The sequence below is a fragment of the bacterium 336/3 genome, from assembly GCA_001281695.1.
Lineage (GTDB): Bacteria > Bacteroidota > Bacteroidia > Cytophagales > Thermonemataceae > Raineya.
In genome coordinates this window covers 393,163-409,747 of the sequence record LJIE01000001.1, presented here as the reverse complement: position 1 = coordinate 409,747, position 16,585 = coordinate 393,163, and the positions used below count along the sequence as shown (strand labels likewise).

At 30.0% G+C, this 16,585-nt stretch carries 31 protein-coding genes; 14 read left to right on the top strand and 17 right to left on the bottom strand.

Going from position 1 to position 16,585, the window contains the following annotated elements:
- Window positions 1-62 precede the first annotated feature (62 nt).
- Window positions 63-461: a hypothetical protein gene (locus AD998_01920; protein ID KOY85071.1), complete on the top strand. Its 399-nt coding sequence runs from the start codon at window positions 63-65 to the stop codon at window positions 459-461.
- Between the two features lie 5 nt (window positions 462-466).
- On the opposite strand, the gene AD998_01915 is transcribed toward AD998_01920, so the two are convergent.
- Complete coding sequence (locus AD998_01915; GenBank protein ID KOY85070.1) at window positions 467-721, bottom strand: hypothetical protein; 255 nt, start codon at window positions 719-721, stop codon at window positions 467-469.
- Between the two features lie 192 nt (window positions 722-913).
- On the opposite strand from AD998_01915, the gene AD998_01910 reads away from it, so the two are divergent.
- From AD998_01910 to AD998_01870, 9 genes are all read left to right on the top strand, one after another.
- Window positions 914-1,846: a hypothetical protein gene (locus AD998_01910; GenBank protein KOY85069.1), complete on the top strand. Its 933-nt coding sequence runs from the start codon at window positions 914-916 to the stop codon at window positions 1,844-1,846.
- 52 nt (window positions 1,847-1,898) lie between these two features.
- Window positions 1,899-2,135 carry a hypothetical protein gene (locus AD998_01905; GenBank protein KOY85068.1) on the top strand — a complete coding sequence of 79 codons (237 nt, stop codon included), beginning with the start codon at window positions 1,899-1,901 and terminating at the stop codon, window positions 2,133-2,135.
- Between the two features lie 305 nt (window positions 2,136-2,440).
- On the top strand, window positions 2,441-3,457 hold the full coding sequence (locus AD998_01900) for a hypothetical protein (protein KOY85067.1): 1,017 nt from the start codon (window positions 2,441-2,443) through the stop codon (window positions 3,455-3,457).
- Between the two features lies 1 nt (window position 3,458).
- Window positions 3,459-4,022 (top strand): hypothetical protein, encoded by a 564-nt coding sequence (locus tag AD998_01895; GenBank protein ID KOY85066.1) that lies wholly within the window; start codon window positions 3,459-3,461, stop codon window positions 4,020-4,022.
- A 2-nt stretch (window positions 4,023-4,024) separates the two neighbouring features.
- Entirely contained in the window at window positions 4,025-4,804 is a 780-nt protein-coding gene (locus AD998_01890) for a hypothetical protein (protein ID KOY85065.1), read from the top strand.
- A gap of 19 nt (window positions 4,805-4,823) precedes the next feature.
- Window positions 4,824-5,204 (top strand): helicase, encoded by a 381-nt coding sequence (locus AD998_01885; protein ID KOY88012.1) that lies wholly within the window; start codon window positions 4,824-4,826, stop codon window positions 5,202-5,204.
- Window positions 5,205-5,214: 10 nt separating this feature from the next.
- A complete protein-coding gene (locus AD998_01880; GenBank protein ID KOY85064.1) occupies window positions 5,215-5,532 on the top strand; it encodes a hypothetical protein in 318 nt (105 codons plus the stop codon).
- Between the two features lie 18 nt (window positions 5,533-5,550).
- Window positions 5,551-6,546 carry a hypothetical protein gene (locus tag AD998_01875; GenBank protein KOY85063.1) on the top strand — a complete coding sequence of 332 codons (996 nt, stop codon included), beginning with the start codon at window positions 5,551-5,553 and terminating at the stop codon, window positions 6,544-6,546.
- A gap of 4 nt (window positions 6,547-6,550) precedes the next feature.
- Window positions 6,551-6,913, top strand: a complete 363-nt coding sequence (locus tag AD998_01870) for a hypothetical protein (GenBank protein ID KOY85062.1) — start codon at window positions 6,551-6,553, stop codon at window positions 6,911-6,913.
- Window positions 6,914-6,954: 41 nt separating this feature from the next.
- Here AD998_01870 and AD998_01865 read toward each other — a convergent pair whose 3' ends face one another.
- Window positions 6,955-7,152, bottom strand: coding sequence for a hypothetical protein (locus tag AD998_01865; protein KOY85061.1), 198 nt, complete (start codon window positions 7,150-7,152; stop codon window positions 6,955-6,957).
- Between the two features lie 67 nt (window positions 7,153-7,219).
- On the opposite strand from AD998_01865, the gene AD998_01860 reads away from it, so the two are divergent.
- From AD998_01860 to AD998_01850, 3 genes are read left to right on the top strand one after another with little or no spacing between them, the layout of a single operon-like run.
- The gene (locus AD998_01860) at window positions 7,220-8,524 is read left to right on the top strand and encodes a hypothetical protein (protein ID KOY85060.1); all 1,305 of its coding nucleotides are present in this window, start codon (window positions 7,220-7,222) and stop codon (window positions 8,522-8,524) included.
- Window positions 8,521-8,850, top strand: coding sequence for a hypothetical protein (locus AD998_01855; GenBank protein ID KOY85059.1), 330 nt, complete (start codon window positions 8,521-8,523; stop codon window positions 8,848-8,850). Before AD998_01860 ends, AD998_01855 begins: the two co-directional genes overlap by 4 nt.
- Before the next feature lie 6 nt (window positions 8,851-8,856).
- Window positions 8,857-9,366, top strand: a complete 510-nt coding sequence (locus tag AD998_01850) for a hypothetical protein (protein KOY85058.1) — start codon at window positions 8,857-8,859, stop codon at window positions 9,364-9,366.
- Between the two features lie 21 nt (window positions 9,367-9,387).
- On the opposite strand, the gene AD998_01845 is transcribed toward AD998_01850, so the two are convergent.
- Genes AD998_01845 through AD998_01835 form a run of 3 tightly spaced genes read right to left on the bottom strand, consistent with a single transcriptional unit; the run spans window position 9,388 to window position 10,666 of the window.
- Window positions 9,388-9,924 carry a hypothetical protein gene (locus AD998_01845; protein ID KOY85057.1) on the bottom strand — a complete coding sequence of 179 codons (537 nt, stop codon included), beginning with the start codon at window positions 9,922-9,924 and terminating at the stop codon, window positions 9,388-9,390.
- Window positions 9,925-9,929: 5 nt separating this feature from the next.
- Complete coding sequence (locus tag AD998_01840; GenBank protein KOY85056.1) at window positions 9,930-10,316, bottom strand: hypothetical protein; 387 nt, start codon at window positions 10,314-10,316, stop codon at window positions 9,930-9,932.
- Between the two features lie 32 nt (window positions 10,317-10,348).
- Window positions 10,349-10,666: a hypothetical protein gene (locus AD998_01835; GenBank protein ID KOY85055.1), complete on the bottom strand. Its 318-nt coding sequence runs from the start codon at window positions 10,664-10,666 to the stop codon at window positions 10,349-10,351.
- 116 nt (window positions 10,667-10,782) lie between these two features.
- On the opposite strand from AD998_01835, the gene AD998_01830 reads away from it, so the two are divergent.
- Window positions 10,783-11,169, top strand: coding sequence for a hypothetical protein (locus AD998_01830; protein KOY85054.1), 387 nt, complete (start codon window positions 10,783-10,785; stop codon window positions 11,167-11,169).
- A 63-nt stretch (window positions 11,170-11,232) separates the two neighbouring features.
- Here AD998_01830 and AD998_01825 read toward each other — a convergent pair whose 3' ends face one another.
- The 12 genes from AD998_01825 to AD998_01770 form a co-directional block, all read right to left on the bottom strand.
- Entirely contained in the window at window positions 11,233-11,595 is a 363-nt protein-coding gene (locus tag AD998_01825) for a hypothetical protein (GenBank protein ID KOY85053.1), read from the bottom strand.
- A complete protein-coding gene (locus AD998_01820) occupies window positions 11,582-11,848 on the bottom strand; it encodes a hypothetical protein (protein ID KOY85052.1) in 267 nt (88 codons plus the stop codon). The genes AD998_01825 and AD998_01820 overlap by 14 nt, the downstream gene beginning before the upstream one ends.
- Complete coding sequence (locus AD998_01815; GenBank protein KOY85051.1) at window positions 11,845-12,294, bottom strand: hypothetical protein; 450 nt, start codon at window positions 12,292-12,294, stop codon at window positions 11,845-11,847. Before AD998_01815 ends, AD998_01820 begins: the two co-directional genes overlap by 4 nt.
- Window positions 12,295-12,307: 13 nt before the next feature.
- Window positions 12,308-12,619, bottom strand: coding sequence for a hypothetical protein (locus AD998_01810; protein KOY85050.1), 312 nt, complete (start codon window positions 12,617-12,619; stop codon window positions 12,308-12,310).
- Between the two features lie 12 nt (window positions 12,620-12,631).
- Window positions 12,632-12,994 (bottom strand): hypothetical protein, encoded by a 363-nt coding sequence (locus AD998_01805; protein KOY85049.1) that lies wholly within the window; start codon window positions 12,992-12,994, stop codon window positions 12,632-12,634.
- A gap of 19 nt (window positions 12,995-13,013) precedes the next feature.
- Window positions 13,014-14,480, bottom strand: coding sequence for a hypothetical protein (locus AD998_01800; GenBank protein ID KOY85048.1), 1,467 nt, complete (start codon window positions 14,478-14,480; stop codon window positions 13,014-13,016).
- Window positions 14,467-15,060: a hypothetical protein gene (locus tag AD998_01795; protein KOY85047.1), complete on the bottom strand. Its 594-nt coding sequence runs from the start codon at window positions 15,058-15,060 to the stop codon at window positions 14,467-14,469. Before AD998_01795 ends, AD998_01800 begins: the two co-directional genes overlap by 14 nt.
- A complete protein-coding gene (locus AD998_01790) occupies window positions 15,044-15,304 on the bottom strand; it encodes a hypothetical protein (GenBank protein KOY85046.1) in 261 nt (86 codons plus the stop codon). Before AD998_01790 ends, AD998_01795 begins: the two co-directional genes overlap by 17 nt.
- Window positions 15,305-15,307: 3 nt before the next feature.
- Window positions 15,308-15,655 (bottom strand): hypothetical protein, encoded by a 348-nt coding sequence (locus tag AD998_01785; protein KOY85045.1) that lies wholly within the window; start codon window positions 15,653-15,655, stop codon window positions 15,308-15,310.
- Between the two features lie 157 nt (window positions 15,656-15,812).
- Window positions 15,813-16,052 carry a hypothetical protein gene (locus AD998_01780; protein ID KOY85044.1) on the bottom strand — a complete coding sequence of 80 codons (240 nt, stop codon included), beginning with the start codon at window positions 16,050-16,052 and terminating at the stop codon, window positions 15,813-15,815.
- On the bottom strand, window positions 16,052-16,246 hold the full coding sequence (locus AD998_01775) for a hypothetical protein (GenBank protein ID KOY85043.1): 195 nt from the start codon (window positions 16,244-16,246) through the stop codon (window positions 16,052-16,054). Before AD998_01775 ends, AD998_01780 begins: the two co-directional genes overlap by 1 nt.
- Window positions 16,233-16,583: a hypothetical protein gene (locus tag AD998_01770; GenBank protein ID KOY85042.1), complete on the bottom strand. Its 351-nt coding sequence runs from the start codon at window positions 16,581-16,583 to the stop codon at window positions 16,233-16,235. The genes AD998_01775 and AD998_01770 overlap by 14 nt, the downstream gene beginning before the upstream one ends.
- Between the last annotated feature and the right edge of the window lie 2 nt (window positions 16,584-16,585).

The window sequence follows — 16,585 nt, the reverse complement described above, 5'->3', positions numbered from 1 at the left end:
TTAAAATATTTCTTTGATAACAAGTAAATACTTGTAATTTTGCATAAAATATTTAAAATAATATGTTATCAGAAGATTATACATCATGGTTACTGACAGCATTTAATAAGTCAGGTAGAAAGGATTTAAAATTATCAGCTTGTGTAAAAGATTTCTATAATACTTATAAGGATGTTTTAGATTTGAAGAAAATGCAACCTTATCAGGTTGGCAATTGGTTTCAAACATTTTTGAATGAATATCCAAAGTCTGTCGCAATCGACACAGAAAAGGAAAATTGCGACATCAAAACAATTGATGATGCGTCAAAGACTGCGACACATGTCGAAACTGCGACAACGCAAGATGACGCAATGACGCAACAAATAAAAGAAATGAAATTACAAGGAATGAGTAATCGAGAGATTGGAAAAAACTTCGGAGTATCTGAAGCAACAATTAGAAGAAAATTAAAAGGGTAGGTTGGCTACCCTTCTATTTTTTTAAGATATTCGTTTAATGATTTTTCATCAGCAAATAAGTGTGTTATCTTTTTATTGTTTATAAAGATAAATTCTACTTCGTATCCAAAAAACTTTATGAATTTGGTTACTCCTTCCTTTTTTTGGCTTATCAAAGTGATTTTCTTCCATGTCCAATCTGTTACTAAATCAAGATTCACACTTCTATGATTATCCGCATGAGCTACTGTACTTTTGTTTGGTTTTATAAACTTTGCCATATTTTTTAGTACTTTAAATGTATGACAAAATAGCTACTTATATAATTGATAATCAAGTTATTGTAAATATATTTATGAAAATAATCTTATGTAATAAAACTTTCGTTTTTCAGTCAAAATACATACATAAATACTTGATATAGAGGAAACTAAATTGCTACTTTGTTATGTAATTAAAACAAAGCAAAGCAGATGACACAAGAACAAATATTAGCCCAGACAAACACTACCAAAACTGAGAAAATAAAACAACTTTTAGGATTGGGACTGACTCGAACAGATGTTGCTCAAATCATGGGAGTCGGTTATGGATTTGTACAAAATGTATATGCAAAACTTAATGGCACTCAAAGACAAAATGCAAGCCAAAACATTGATTTCAGATTAATCCCCTTTGGCAGAAAGTTTGGAGTTGAAATTGAATCTTTTGTAAAACGAGGTAAAACAAAAGAAGCACTGAGAGATTTGATTCAAAGCAAAGGGGTAAATTGCCAACTTAATGACTACAACCATACAACGAGAGATTACTGGAAAATAATTTCTGATGGAAGTCTCAGAGCTGATGGAGTTACTTTTGAATTGGTTAGCCCAATATTGCAGGGAGCAGATAGATTGGAACAACTTGAAAAAGTTTGCCAAGCATTGAAAGAGTATGGTGCAAGAATCAACAAGACTTGTGGATTGCACATTCATTTTGATGCAGAAGCATTTAACCTTCAAACTTGGAAAAACCTTTTAATAAATTATGCAAAACTAGAAGATACCATTGATAAATTTATGCCTCCAAGCAGAAGAGGAAATACAAATACCTACTGTCAAAGTTTAAAACAAAATGTTTCAGAAATTAAAGAAGCCACTAACCTCCAGCAGATTACAAGAGCAATGGGTACAAGATATAAAAAAATAAATACAGATTCTTATGCAAGGCATAGAACCATTGAATTTAGACAGCATAGTGGAACAATCGAATTCTTGAAAATTAAAAATTGGATATTATTTTTACATAACTTAGTTGAAGCATCAAAAATTAAAATCTTAACCAACACAAGTTTGGAAAGCCTTACAGAGTTTAACCAAGAGGAAATAATTGCTTTTTATGCTGAGAGAATAGAGGAGTTGAATTAAAAACTCCTCTCAATAATATAAAAATTAGTTTAAAATATAAACATTAAAATATATGGATATGAAGTTTCAAATTCAGAATGAAAATCAAATAGTAGAAGGCAGCGATTACAAAGGAGTTGTTGAGTCCATCAGGAATGGAAGTAAATTTGCCTCTCAGGAAGACCTTTCCACTTTTATGAAAGGTTTTGCTCAACGATATGAGGAAACGACAGGTAAAAAAGTATCTTACAACAATGCCTCTAATTTTGTTAAAAGTCTTGTCAATGTGGGGTATCTAATTGAGCAATAACTCACTCTAAATTTGTGATATTTTCTTACTGATTTTGCCTTCGATTTTTTGGTCGAAGGCTTCTTTTTTGTGCATATACTTTGTTTTTCAAAGTAAAAAAGTATAAAAAACACCTATAATATTACATATCTACAAAGTTGATTCAAACAACTAATACTTTGTTTTTTCAGAATTAAACAAGAAAACCCATCAAAAAAAGTTAAAAAAAATTATTTCATTACACCACTGCAAAATCAGGGATTCCCTGATGCGTAGCAATTTTTTATTACATATTTTGCTAAGAAAATTTTAACAAAAATTACATCATGAAAAAAATTCTACCACTGCTACTATTTATATCCTCAATTGCTATAGCACAAACTCCAATAGACATAGCAGAAAATACTTTTAAAGTAGCTGCTGTTGGTCAAGAAGTTTTTTATTTTGGTTTTGCGGAAGGAGATCAATTAATTTTCAGTTTTCAAGAAGTGAATGGAAAGGAACTCAAGGAAATAGAAATTTCAGAATGGAATGTTTCTTCAAAATTCATGGATTACAAAAGTAAAAAAATAGATAATAAAGTCCTTAATATTAATAAAACAGGGATTTATCAATTCAGGTTTTATAATTCATCTTTAGGAGGTAGAGTTTGTAAATTTAAATTACAAAGAATACCTATGAGTGATGCTACAAAAAAATTTGATAGTAATGTTTATAAAAGAATTGTTTATGATACTATCTATAATACAGTCAAAGAAAATTATTTAGTGAAAAAAGAATACAAGCCTATCAGCATTGTTCCAGTTACAGATTTTTATGTAAATAGTGGTTCCAATGCAACTTTTAAAAATGGGAAATCTAGAATCACAGTACCTGTTAATTTACCTAAAAATACACAAGAATGGTATTATGAATTTTCTGCTTCTAGAGAAAAATCCGATATTAATAAGGCTAAACTTGCGTTCAATCTTCTTGGTCAACTATCAAAATTGGTAGATAAAACTGGAGCAACTAGTATTGGTATTAATATGCTGACTGCCCCTCCTGGTAGTGATTATTGTGATGTATATTTACTTGACTATAACAATAGCCAATTATTTGAATTAAAGGCAGCCTATAGTTATTTCACAAGTGGAACCAGACTTAATATAAAGTCTGGTATCGTGAAAATGCCTGGTGGTGCTGGGCAAACATTTTATATTGGTATTAAAAATCCTAATGATTTATATGGTATTCAGGCAGCAATAGATGTTGTGGCAATTGTTTTAGAAGAAGAATGGGCAACGAGAGAAGTCAAAAAACCTACTGTTACATCTAAAGAATTACTTTATTTAAAAAATTGATATGTTTACAGATATAATAAAACTAGCTCAAAAAATATCAGAAAGCGGAAAAATCATGATACAGAGGCTCTCCAATATGAAAGGAGAAGTTGTGAAACCAACGAGTTTTTACAAAGCAGAAATGTTTGAAGCGTATGTTGAGGATAACTTATTTCCTACTGGTGCCTACGACTTAATTACAAGAACTGATATTTATGAAAGAAATAAGAAAAGGTTTGCTAAATCATCATTAAACCCAGACTTATTCTTTCAGTGTAAAACTACTAAAGGATACTTCTTTGTTGAGTGTAAATATCGATACGGTTTTGAAAAAGATGGTACATTGATTTGGTGTAAAGATTATCAATTTGAGAGATATAGAAAACTAAACAAGCCTGATAGACCTGTTTTTGTAGCCATTGGGTTTACAGGTTTAAGTAAAAACCCCAATAGGTTGTTTTTTTTTCACATAAATCAAGTAGAAAGCCATATCATAGATCAGAATGTTATTACTCAATTTGAGGTAGAAAAAAAAGCTATTAATTATATTTATTTAAAGTCTCTTTCTGGAAAGCAAAATTTATAATTATGGCAGAGTTTTTCTTTTTCATAACCTTCTTAAACCTTATTTTATTAATTTATGGGCTTTTTGCTCCCAAAAAAGCAGTTTTTTGGCAAAGCGATCCAAGTAAAAGAACAAGAAAAGTAGTTATAAAAACATACTTTTGGGCAATGATTTTATCCTTTTTTGTGTTTGTAGGGGCTATTCCAAAAGAAGAATCACAACAAAATCAAAAAACTATATCAAAAGCAACGGCTTCAGAACAAAAAAAAGCAGGAGATGAAGAAAAAGTTGAAAAACAACCTAAAACAGAAAAAAGAGATATTGATAGCTTAGATATATGCATCAAAAATGGAGATAGTGCTTTTTATAAAAACAACTTTCAAGATGCTATGAAAAACTATGAAAAATCAATTAAAATAAAACAAAATGAATATGCCTATGCTAAGATAGCCTTCATTTACTCAAAACAAAATTTGAAAACTAAGACAATAGAATATCTTTCCGAAGCACGTAAAATAACAAATAATGATAGTATCATAATTGCCCTTGCAAAAGCTTATTATAATAATGGGCAAAAACCAGAATCTTTATCAGAAATCAAGTTTTTGAAACAACAGGGTAACAAAGAAGCAAGTCAATTATGGGATTTATACAATCCTGAATTAACAAGAGTTACTGGATACATAACTCGTTGTTGTGATGGTAGCACATCTATGGCAACAGGAAGAGGTGCATGTTCGCATCATGGGGGAGTTTGCAACTGGAATGAACCTATTTATGTAAAATACAGAGAATTTGAATAAACGTAAAATCAATAAAAATATGGGACTTTTTTCATCACTTCTTGGCAATGCAGGAGCTGTCAGCCAAGACGAATTATCACAAAAATATGGAAAGCTACTTATGGATGGGGAATCCATTGAGTTAGGGTTCAAATTAATTCGTGATACTTTTATCTTCACAAATAAACGACTTATTCTAATTGATGTGCAAGGTTTAACAGGTAGCAAGGTTGAATACAAAACTATTCTTTACAAGAGTATTTCTAGGTTCAGTATCGAAACCGCAGGAACTTTTGACTTAGATGCTGAACTAAAAATCTGGATATCAAGCGAACAACAACCTAGTATTAAAAAGCAATTCAATAAATCAGTAGATATATATGAAGTACATAAAGTTTTAGCACATCATGTTTTAAAATAAACTTATAATCATGGACATAGATTTTAATTGGGAAGAGTTTTTTAATAATTTTGAAAAGAAACGTACTCAGAATATTGTAGATATTTTAAATAACAAAGGTATAATTACAGACGAGGATTTTATTTTTTCAAAAATTGCTATGAAAGATGGAGGATCGGCTCTTAAAAAATTTATAACAGATAATGGTTATTATGGAGGAGAGCTACAAATTACAGGAAAATATTATGATCAGTATGGAGAGATTATTGCAATTTTTGATTCTTCAAAATTTTCTCATAAGGAAGTTTATAAGTTTTTTGAAAAATATTATGTAAACAAAAATATATAATTTAAAAATAGTTAACATATGGGATGGAAAGGAAATTTCAGAACTGGCATGGCTATAATAAGAAAATTAGAAAAAGCTGAACAAAAAAGAAGTCAAGCTATTGCCAAACAATATAAATTATTACAAAAGCAAGAAGAATTTAATAATGCTCAACAAGCTGTAGTAGAATATGAAAATTATCTTAACTTAATTACATCAATACACAAAGAGGCTAATGATAAAGTTAATTGGGAGGAAGTAATAAATGAAACTGCACCAGAAAAGCCAAAAATAGCCAATAAACATGAAAAAGATGCTCAGTTTAAGCTAGATAATTTTAAGCCTAATTTCTTAGATAAACTTTTTGGATCAACAAATAAAAAAATAGAAAAACTCAAGGTTTCAGTACTACAAGCTAAAAAAGAAGATGAAAAAGATTTTGATTTAGCAATGAATCAGTATCATCAAGATATGATTGATTGGGAGAAAAGCCAGAATTTAGCAAAAAATGTATTAGCCAAAGATATAAATGCTTATAAAGAAGCAATCGAATATCTCAATCCCTTTTCTGAATTGAAAGATGTAGGCAGTGGATTTAAAGTAAGTATTGAAAAAGATTATGTTGAGGTTGATTTAATGGTAAATGGAACAACTGTGATACCAGACTTTGTACTCTCACAACTAGCATCAGGAAAGTTATCTAAGAAAAAAATTACACCATCAAGATTCTATGAGCTATACCAAGATTATGTATGTAGCAGTGTTTTAAGAATTGCACAAGAGTTTTTTTCTTTTTTACCTATAAAATTCGTTTTTGTTAATGCCGTTGGAGAAGTTTTGAGTACAAAAACAGGTTTGATGGAAGAGCAGGCTATACTTTCTGTGGCAATACCTAAAGAAACTCTTGAAAAAATTAATCTTGAAAAAATAGACCCTTCTGATTCTATCTCTAACTTCATTCATAATATGAAGTTCAATAAAACAAAAGGATTTAGTCAAGTTGAAAAAATAAATCCCATAACTTTTTTAAAATAATATAATGGCTCTATCTGATTTTTTTAGAATTAATATGCCCTATGGCATGAAAAAAAACTCCAAAAATGAGTGGTTTGTCTTCAACCGAGAATACATGCCTTTAGGTTGGAACTCTATGGAGTTTAAAGAAAGTATTAAAGAGGAATATCCTTATGATAAACAACCTATATATACCAAATATGAAAAATTAACAGATGAATTCTTAAAAAGTATTATAACTAATCCTAAACATATAATTTTCAATGAAAAAGGAAACATAGAATCTATATTCTTCTATTCAGATGTCAATAATCCCTCAGATGAAGCTAAGTATTGGAATGAATATTTTGAAAAAATCAAAAAAATTTCAGTTCTAATCGCAAAATAACTTTTAAAGTTTATCAAAAGGATGGCTAACTTTATTAATTGTCATTTATATTTTATAGGATTTTTTATATTTTTAAAATCATGCATTGCATGTTCAGAAGAATCTATAATTTCTAAATACCTTAATGGTAAAGTTTCCAAGAAACAATTAAATCTTTCACTAAGTTGATTTAATTGTTGCGATTCTACCAATCCAAGCTCTTTCAGTTTGTTTGTATAATCTGCAAGTTTATTAGTCATGATTTTTTGATATTAATCAATTTTGTTAATTAAATTTTATATACTTAAATTTGCAAAAAAAATAGAAATGAGGAAAATTTGTGCTAAGAAAAAACCTGTTTTTTTAAAAATTAGTTATGATAGATATTTGAATAAGATAAATAGAGCTTTTAAAATTAAAAACTCCATAAGATATAATCATACACTTTATTCATCTAATATTAAGCATATAATATCCATAAATAAATGGAAGAAAAATTCAGATTCTATAGTTCTTAAAATGCCACAAATATTTTCATTATCAGAGCGTTATGAAGAAAGTATGGTTTTTTTGCAAAATATATTTTGTGTTTTAATCAATGATACATATAACTTAACAATAGATTACCAAGATAATCAGAAAATAGATTTGGATGCTTCCATATGTATGGACGTTTTGGTAAGAGATTTTATTCACTACAATAAAATTGCTTTAAAGTTTGATAAAAGTATAGCACAAAGAAGAAAAATTCAAGCAAAAAACTTCAAAGATTTGAATGAATCCTGTAGAAAATTGTTATATTCTGTGGGTATATTTAAAAATTTGGGTATTACAAATATGCAGTTCAAAGATGTTTCACCATTTGAATTAATAACAGGTGTCAGAGACAGTAAAAATACAGGAGCTAAAAATGAAATTTATAATACCCAAATAGTAGATTATATAAAGCAATGTTTATTAAAAGTTAATCGAAAACTAACATCTAAGGTTGTAACACAGTTGTGTAATGTAATTGGTGAAGCATTAAGTAATGCAGAGGAACACTCAACAACAAATAGGTTTTATGTAATAGGATATTTTAAAATTAATGAAAATAATGATGAAGGAGTATTCAATTTTGTTATATTTAATTATGGAGATACAATACATCAGAAATTTAAGCTATCAACTAATCAACCAATAGTTGATAGAATGAAAGAATTATCTTCAAAATACACTAAATGGTCTTTATTTAGAAGCAAAATTTTTGAAGAAGAAAATTTATGGACACTTTATGCATTACAGCAAGGTATTACAAGTACATCAAAGTACGATTGGAAAAAGCGTGGAAATGGATATATTAATCTGATAGATAACTTTTTTAAGTTAAAAGGAGATGGTGAGAAAGATAATAAATCTAAAATGATTTTAGTTTCGGGACATACACAAATACTTTTTGATGGTGAATATAAAACACAAGAAGTTGTAAGAGGCAAAGATCAAGAAATTTTTAAAGCAATGACTTTCAATAATACTGGAAATATTGAAGAAAAGCCAGACGAAGAATATGTTAAATTCGTAAAATCGTTTTTTCCAGGCACATTATTGGGAGCAAAAATTTATATTACCAAAAACCAAACACAAAATATATGAATAACACAATCATCAATCTTGAAGAATACAGAACGCCTAGTGCTAAAGTATTTAGTGGGAGACCAAGAGGAAAAGAAGTAAGAGAAAAATCAGGAATTGACGAGTTAGAAAATAAGTTTGACAAAATTGAGATTATTATTCCTGATGATATTTATGCTATTAATCCCTCTTTTTTAGAAGAATTTCTCTTAAACATAGTGACAAAGTTGAAGGAGGATGATTTTTATAAAAGAATTAAATTTACTACTCATGGAGAATATGAGATAGAAGAGGATTTACATGAAGCCGTAAGCAGAATTTTGAAAAAATATAATGCCTTAGCTTAATATTCTATGTGTAAAGAAATCTTAAGTGCACTTATACAGAGTTTAGCCACCTTAATTGTAGGTGGCTTCTCTATTTATTTTATAAGAAAACAACTAATTGATAACCAAGGATTACAAAAAAGAAATATTGATTTGCAGTGGTTTAAAGAAATAATATTTCAGCCTAATATACAAAGAATAGAAAGCTATTTCAATAAAATATTTGACCTGATAGAAGTGGAGTTAAGAGAAGAAACTCCAAGCCCTCTTAGTTTATCAAAAGAAATAAAAGGAGTGCAGTCTTTATTCAGAGAGCAGTTTTTATTTTTAATTCATGAAGTAGATGAAAAATTTGAGAGATTACTTTTGGATATTTTAGATAAGTTAACAGATGAATTAACTATAGAAGCAGGAAACATAGATTTAATGAATGATCATGATGAAAAAGAACGATGGAAAAACAAATTAAAAGACTTAATTTTTACTTCTAAAAGTACATTTTTGTATCAATTCTATAAATATAAAGAAAATCATTAGAATTGTATAATAAATCAAATATTACAAATTTCTCATTGAAAAATATATTTCTTTTTCTCTAACTAAATGATTTGGTTTCCCTGTAAGTCCTTCAACAAAAATCTTATACTTGTTATAATAATCATCACTTTTAGCCATCAGCAAAGTTAATTCTTCTGTATCAAACCCTTTGCCTTCATGGTAAAAATTATATTTAATTTTTTCAATTTGATATGAAGTATCCTCACAAATAGCTCTTAAAAAGCTATAAATTGGTTTTAGAAAATCTTTCTTTTTTTCATTACTCAATCCTGCATTTTTTATCACTGTTAGAGCAGAGACAACCAAAGTGGAATCCCCAGAAATAAGAAAATCTCTAATATTTTGACTACTGACATTATTTATTGTTTCCACTTGTGTGATACAAACCTCATTATTGGTATAATTAAACTCAGGATTCTCAAAAGTCAAGTTTCCTTGATCTGTTATAATCTCAATATTACCTATATCTAAGATTTCTTCTTCAGGAAGGCTTGACAGAATCTCTTCAATCTCATGTCGACTTAAAGTTATTTTCATATTGATTATTGTTTTATACAAACTTCTAAGACATTATTGCCAAAAGAATCTATTTGATTTATTTGAAATGTTTTTCTATAGTCTTTAGGTATTAAATGTATCTCTGTTATCAGTTTGAAGAATTTTGTATCTGAAGAAATGCTATATTTTTTTGCCCTCTCAAGAGTTTTTCTAAGTATTTTAATTTGACCACAACTTATAGTAAAGGACTCGTTATTATTGCAATTCTTAATCACAATTTCATCTGACTTTATAGAAATCAAATTTGCAAGTAAATAGGTTTTAGTCCAAAAATCCCAACCATAATTTTTTGCAAGACTCAAAGCTAAATTTTTATTTTTTTCATCTCCTGAGTCAGCTAAATCTAATATTTTTTGTTGCTCTGTGGTCATAATAATACATTTTCACCATATTATTAAGGGATTTATCCAAGTATATTTTTGTCAATACTGCCTTTAAAAAGACACTTAATTACCAAATTATAATAAAACCCACTATTGTCTTTTCTGAGAATGCAAGCCTCTACTTGTGCAGACTTTCCATCCCAATTTTTATTTGACTCCTCATTGAGCAAATCTGAGTAACTTGACTTTGCCTGCAACTCATCGAATATTTCTTGTAGATTTATAAAAGACCCAGTGGGTGGCAAAACACTCAAAGACTCATTATCTATATCAAAATCACTCCAACTAATGTTGGATTTTTTTCCGTTTGTTGTGAATATGGAAAATACAAATTTCATGATTTGGTATTTTTAGGTGATACATTGGAATATTTTTAAATTTAAAAATATTTATGAAATCTTAGTTGTTTTTATTCGAAGAATGTATTTTTATTTTTCATAAAAAGCCCGCAAAGATGTCACGATTGGAAATAATAAATTTTGACGAAGAAGTTTTTTTTTCGGATTATAAAATTCTGCATTATGAAACGCTGTCTTATGATTATATTGGTAAGAGGCTCACAAAGAAATTGCAAAGTCAACTTGATGAACTTGTAGAGGTCACAAAAGCCCCACTTGTGGAATTCTGCAATTATTTCAAATTTACAGTTTTGAAACATTATGATATAGTGGAGCAAGGGCCTGACGATTTTCGCTCATATCATTTATGTTTTCAGGTTGTCAAAAGGATTGAAAAAATACAAGATATTTTTCATCATAAGCATCTACTAGATTTTTTTTGTGATGAAAAAGGGTTGGGATTCAGTATTGAGTCTTTCACTATGACAAGATACCATCAGTAAAAAGCCCATCTATGCTGCCAGTCAGGAATTGGGATTAAAGCTCATAAGTTTGCCCATTAACTTTTAAATTACATTATTAAATAATTCCAGAACTAATTCATGTTTATCCAAAGCTATTCTGCATTTTTTATAATATTGGTTTTGTTGATTTTTCAAAATTTCAAGTTCTTGATTTGTTTCATCAGCAAGTTTATATGTCATTGCTACATAAACTAGTTCTTTGTACCTTTTTTCATCAAAGTCAGGAGTTTTTTCAAGTTTTTCGTATTCCCAATAAAGCCTTCTTGCAACATGATTTCTGAGTTGATATAACAATTCTTTGCTAAAATTAGCCTTAGCAATTTCAATGGCTACTATTATCAGACCCTCATCACCAGACATGAGCATCTTTTCTATGTTTCTAATTTCATTATCAGTCAATTCCATTTTTGGTCATTAGTGATATTACTTCTTGTAAATAACTTACATCTCTCATATGCATCTCATCTACTTCTTCTGAATTAATGCCCTTATCATCTATTCTGACAAGTTCAATAATTAATTGTTTACTGAACAATCCTTGGTCTCCTTTGGATATAGTCAAGGCGTTAAAAAGGTTTTTGCCTGTGCCCTCCAAAACAACAGCTTCCAAATCAGAAACTGGCAATTTTACTGTTGTAAAAATTTTATCTTTTTTCATCGCAAAATTATTGTTAGTATTTGGTCTATATATTTTTGTGTATCTTTTATTTCTATAGAATGCTTTATTTGGGGAGTCATTGAGTATATCTCGTCTGTTATTTGCAAATATTGAAATCTAAGATTTATTACATTTGGGTGTTTAAAATCAAAGTCTCTGGTAAATTTCCCTATATAAAACCGACCATAAGAAATATACAAGCTAGCTTCTAAACCTTTTCTATAAACGCAATACTTAAGACTATGATAATCATCAGGAATAATATTCCTCATAAGGAATTTCTCTAAAATTGGCTTCAGAAATACAAACCACTCTGCGTCTATAATGGGATTTGGTAACTGATAAAGTTCAACATGTTGCTCATACATAACAAGTTCTTGCTCTTCCATTTTACGCTTTACTTCAATAAGATCATTTAAAGTGATTTTTTTTCTTTCATTATCCATAAATACTGTAAATTTAAAGTCCTACTGATCCTAAGTTTGGATACCAGGTTCCAAACTTTTCGAGGAATTCTTTTTGGCTTATTTTATATTCATTGGGCGTTTCTAATTCTGGTAGAATTGCATAGGCAACAACATTGATTTGAGCATCATTATGCCAAAGAAGCCAGCCTCTACCCTTACCGTCTTCATAATCATTTGGATTATCAAAATAGCCTATTGCATATTCCAATGACCAAAATCCCCACCTGGGCTCTAAATACTGCACCAAAACTTTTCCTTCAGGTGCAGTTTCATTTGTCATATTTTTTGTTGAGATGAATTCCATAGTTATTTTTGTTTATTCTTTGTTTGTATAAATTTTGTACCAGTCAAAACCTCCATAAGTTTCAAAAGGGACTCCTTCAACAAGAGCAATACCCGCTTTTTCTTCTAAATTGTAAATATCTCCAACACATCCATCAACACTTAATCTGAGTTGGTAGAAAGTACGCTCTAGTTCAAGGACAAATATGGTGGTAATATATATGCCTACATATGTCTTCTTCTTTCTACGGTGCTGTCTTTTAAAGTAGTCAATTATCCTCTCAGCCTCTTGCAAGGATCGGTAACGCTCCTTTTCTTGCTTTTCTTCCATTTCTTGCTCTATGGTGAGGCTTACTCGCTCTTTAGCTTCCTCAATTAAATCGTTTATGTTTTTCATAAAACCAAGTTTTATTTCATTAAGCTACTAGTTTTTTATCATTACAAGCCTCATATAATACTTCTATGATTGATTTAGCCATTTTAGGTACTACAGAGTTTCCAATAAATTTCTTCTGATCCTTCAATGAACCAAAGAGTTTATAATTTTTGTCAAAACCCTGAATAACCTTCATTTCATCCACTCTCAACATCCTTTGATAAATATCATTGATACCATGTTCAATACAAAATAGCTTTACCTGTTTCATGTAATACCCATCCATATCATTTATTTGCAAGGGTTGAGCAACTTTTTTTAACTGAATTAAATGGGTATATTTTTGACTTGCTAAAATCGTAGGATGTGGTTTATTTAAGTGATGCCCAACATTTTGAAAATTATCATCTAATAGAAAAGGCTGTATTAATGAAAATGTATCAACTGTTGTTATTGTACCCAACGGTTTTTCAATACTTTGAGGTCTGCCCTTTCCATGATATTCATCTATAAACTGACATTGTATTAAGCTATGATGATCGATTGTAGTTATTGTCCCTGCAGGAGCTTCTATAGTTTTGCATTTCTGACCTGTATAAGTCATATCAAAGAATATAGGCTGAATTAAACCTAGTCTTCCCTGTGTTGTGATGGTATGGCATGGATCATCCAATGAAGCACCTCTATTTGTACCAGTTTTAGCATTATTGCTATTATATTTTAGGATATAAGAACCAACAAACTTTTGCAATCCTGCAAGTATCCTTTTCAATGTATTCTCACTCAAAGGCTTTTTTCTATAGAAAACACTTTCTCCCAAATCTCCAAAATCTAAAAGTTCCTTTACTGGTTTCCATTTTTGAAGTCCCATTGCACCCGTTTTATGATGAGTAGGTGATGGAAAACGGATAGGAAACCCCTTTTTAGAGAAGATACCAAAGTATCTTGTACGAGCTGTATATTCCCCAAAATCTGCTGAGTTAAGCAGTTTGTAAGAATAATTGACATATCCCATTTCTTTTAGAGTTTTCACCCAATATCTATAATATGATCCTAACTTTTCAGGATCTTTATCTGGTGTCATGGTTGGGCTACCATCTTTCTCATACATAAACTCTCCTTCTTTATTCTTTTTATGTATCAAAGGACCCCATGTCAAAATTTCTCGAAGATTTTCTACTATTATATAATTTGGTTCACAGTGCTGTGCATAACGAAATACTTCAAATGATAATGTTCTACTATCAGCATTCCGACTTTTACCTCCTTTAGCGTTGGATATATGTGTGCATTCAGCACTCATCCAAAGAGCATCACATTTGGGAAGTTCTTTTTCATCGAATAGACGTATATCTTCAACGTAATGTTGACATTCAGGATGATTAGCCGCATGGGAACGTATAGCCAATGGATCATGATTGATACAAGCTATTACCTGGGCAAAATCTGTTGCTTGTATTCCTGAAGTTGCTCCACCAGCACCACAAAAAAGATCAATTACTCTCATTTGCCACCTCCTTTTCAATCCCTAAATACAGTAAAAACAATTCCTGATTATCTTCTATAGCCAATGCAAGTGTTTCATGGTTTGGGAATAATAACTCTAAAGCAAACTTGGCTTGATACTTGTAAATATCACTTTTCTTAATTCCATCATTATACCAAGCATAACAAATATCATCTCCATTTTTCGGCTCCCAATATTCACCAAAAGGTGAATTCTTTAATATTTCTGCTCTCACGTGTGTGAGTTTTGCAAAGGCTGTTATTTGATTGTATTGGGTCTGAGTTTTCGGAAAAGTTGGTGTTTTTTCAAACACATAATTAATTTCCATTTTGTCAATTAAAATATCTTCAAACTTATAACTTAAACGTTCAACATAAACAGCATAGCCATCCTTTATCCATCTATCAATATGATGTTTAGGCATCCACATTACAGAAGTTGTTGAGTTTATTGGAAAAATATTATATCCTTTTTCATTACAATAAAATTCTTCCAATCGATAAGTCTCTCCAACAGTAAGTAAGCCTGTATCTTTGATTGCTTTAATTTTCATAAAATTGTGCTTAAAATGTGATTTCATCTGAAGAAGTATGAGCATCTACTCTTTTGTAGCAGACAGGACATATATATTCTATTCTCTTATGTAAATTATCTTTTGAAATAATTTCCAAAAGCCAGACAGCATTCTCTATTGTTGATCTATTATCCCACTCATGAGCTTCTGATTTACTCATAAAAGCTTCAATGAATGGATATTTCTCAAGTGCCTCCGTTGCCTCTTGAGGAACGACTTGAAGTAGTTTTTCAATGCTTTTTATATTCATGAATCAATCTTTTTCAAATAGTGTTGGTATTTTTCGAGTAGTTTTGAGGAGCATAAAGTCGAAATCTTGATTTTCGATGTTTTCAATATTTTTATACATCTTCTTCACAATTTTGGCAAACTCCTCACGATTGTATCCTGTATCAATGTGAGCCATAAACTCATTCACTTCTGATAGTTTGACCTTTTTTATCTGCATAATGATGGCTTCCTTGATTGGAGTACCTTTCAGAGAAATTATCAAAGAGTTTCCTACTGCATACTTCTTGGGATTGTGAAGACGAAAAGTTGTAAAACAATCCATATTCAGTTTTCCACCATTCCAGTTTGTCTCAAAGTCTAGGGTTTCCATTATTTATTCAGGTAGTTTTTGACACAAGCATATAAAAACAATGGAAGTGCTATAAACATACTCCAAAGAGCATGTGCCTCAACTTTTAGAAAATCGTGTAGGGATATGTTGATAAACACATATACAAGTATCACAATAAGGGTTATTTCAAGTGTTGTCATGATTTTATAATTTTTAGTACAGACTCTACATAATCTTTAGCATCTTCTTCATTAAAAATTTGAAAATATCCGTTTCGTGCTTCCTTTGCTCCAAATGACATCTCCTTTCTTGTTTGAACATTCTCATCAACCCACATGATAAGTACACACAGAAACTTACCTTTTTTAGTATTTTCCTTTACCACCAGCAATTGATGACTATCCACTTCATATATTTTACAAAATTTAACTTTCATTATTTCGAGTTTTTAGATTTCCAGTTTTCAACTATTTCTTTGGGCAGAAAATATCTATTTCGTAAAGTATGCCCCCTTTTAAATGTATATGTTCCATTTTCCTCATAGGCTGGAGTTTTCTCTACTTCTTCTCCAGCCTTTGCCTGCCCATTGAATAAATCGTAGGGCAGGACATAGTAACTAAGCTGCTGCATGGCTTCCTTCTTGGTTAGTAGGTTCGTCGTCTTCTTCCTCATATTCCTTCATTATTTCTGTCACATCAAACTCCTTATAGAAAAACTTGCCATCAATCTTATGAATCATTATTCTTAATTCTACTTCATCATGAAATAAGCCTATTGTACCTATGTTATGACTCAAAGAATTATGCACTAAATTTTCTTCTTTGAAGATTTCTGTTACATCAAATCCATCCCAAAGGATTTTTTGTACATCATACCACCAGTCAGAACTTGATGGTGTTTCGTAATCGCCTGGGTCATACTCCTCATGACCTTTTGCTTCGATTTCTAAAATTATTGATTTTTTCATTT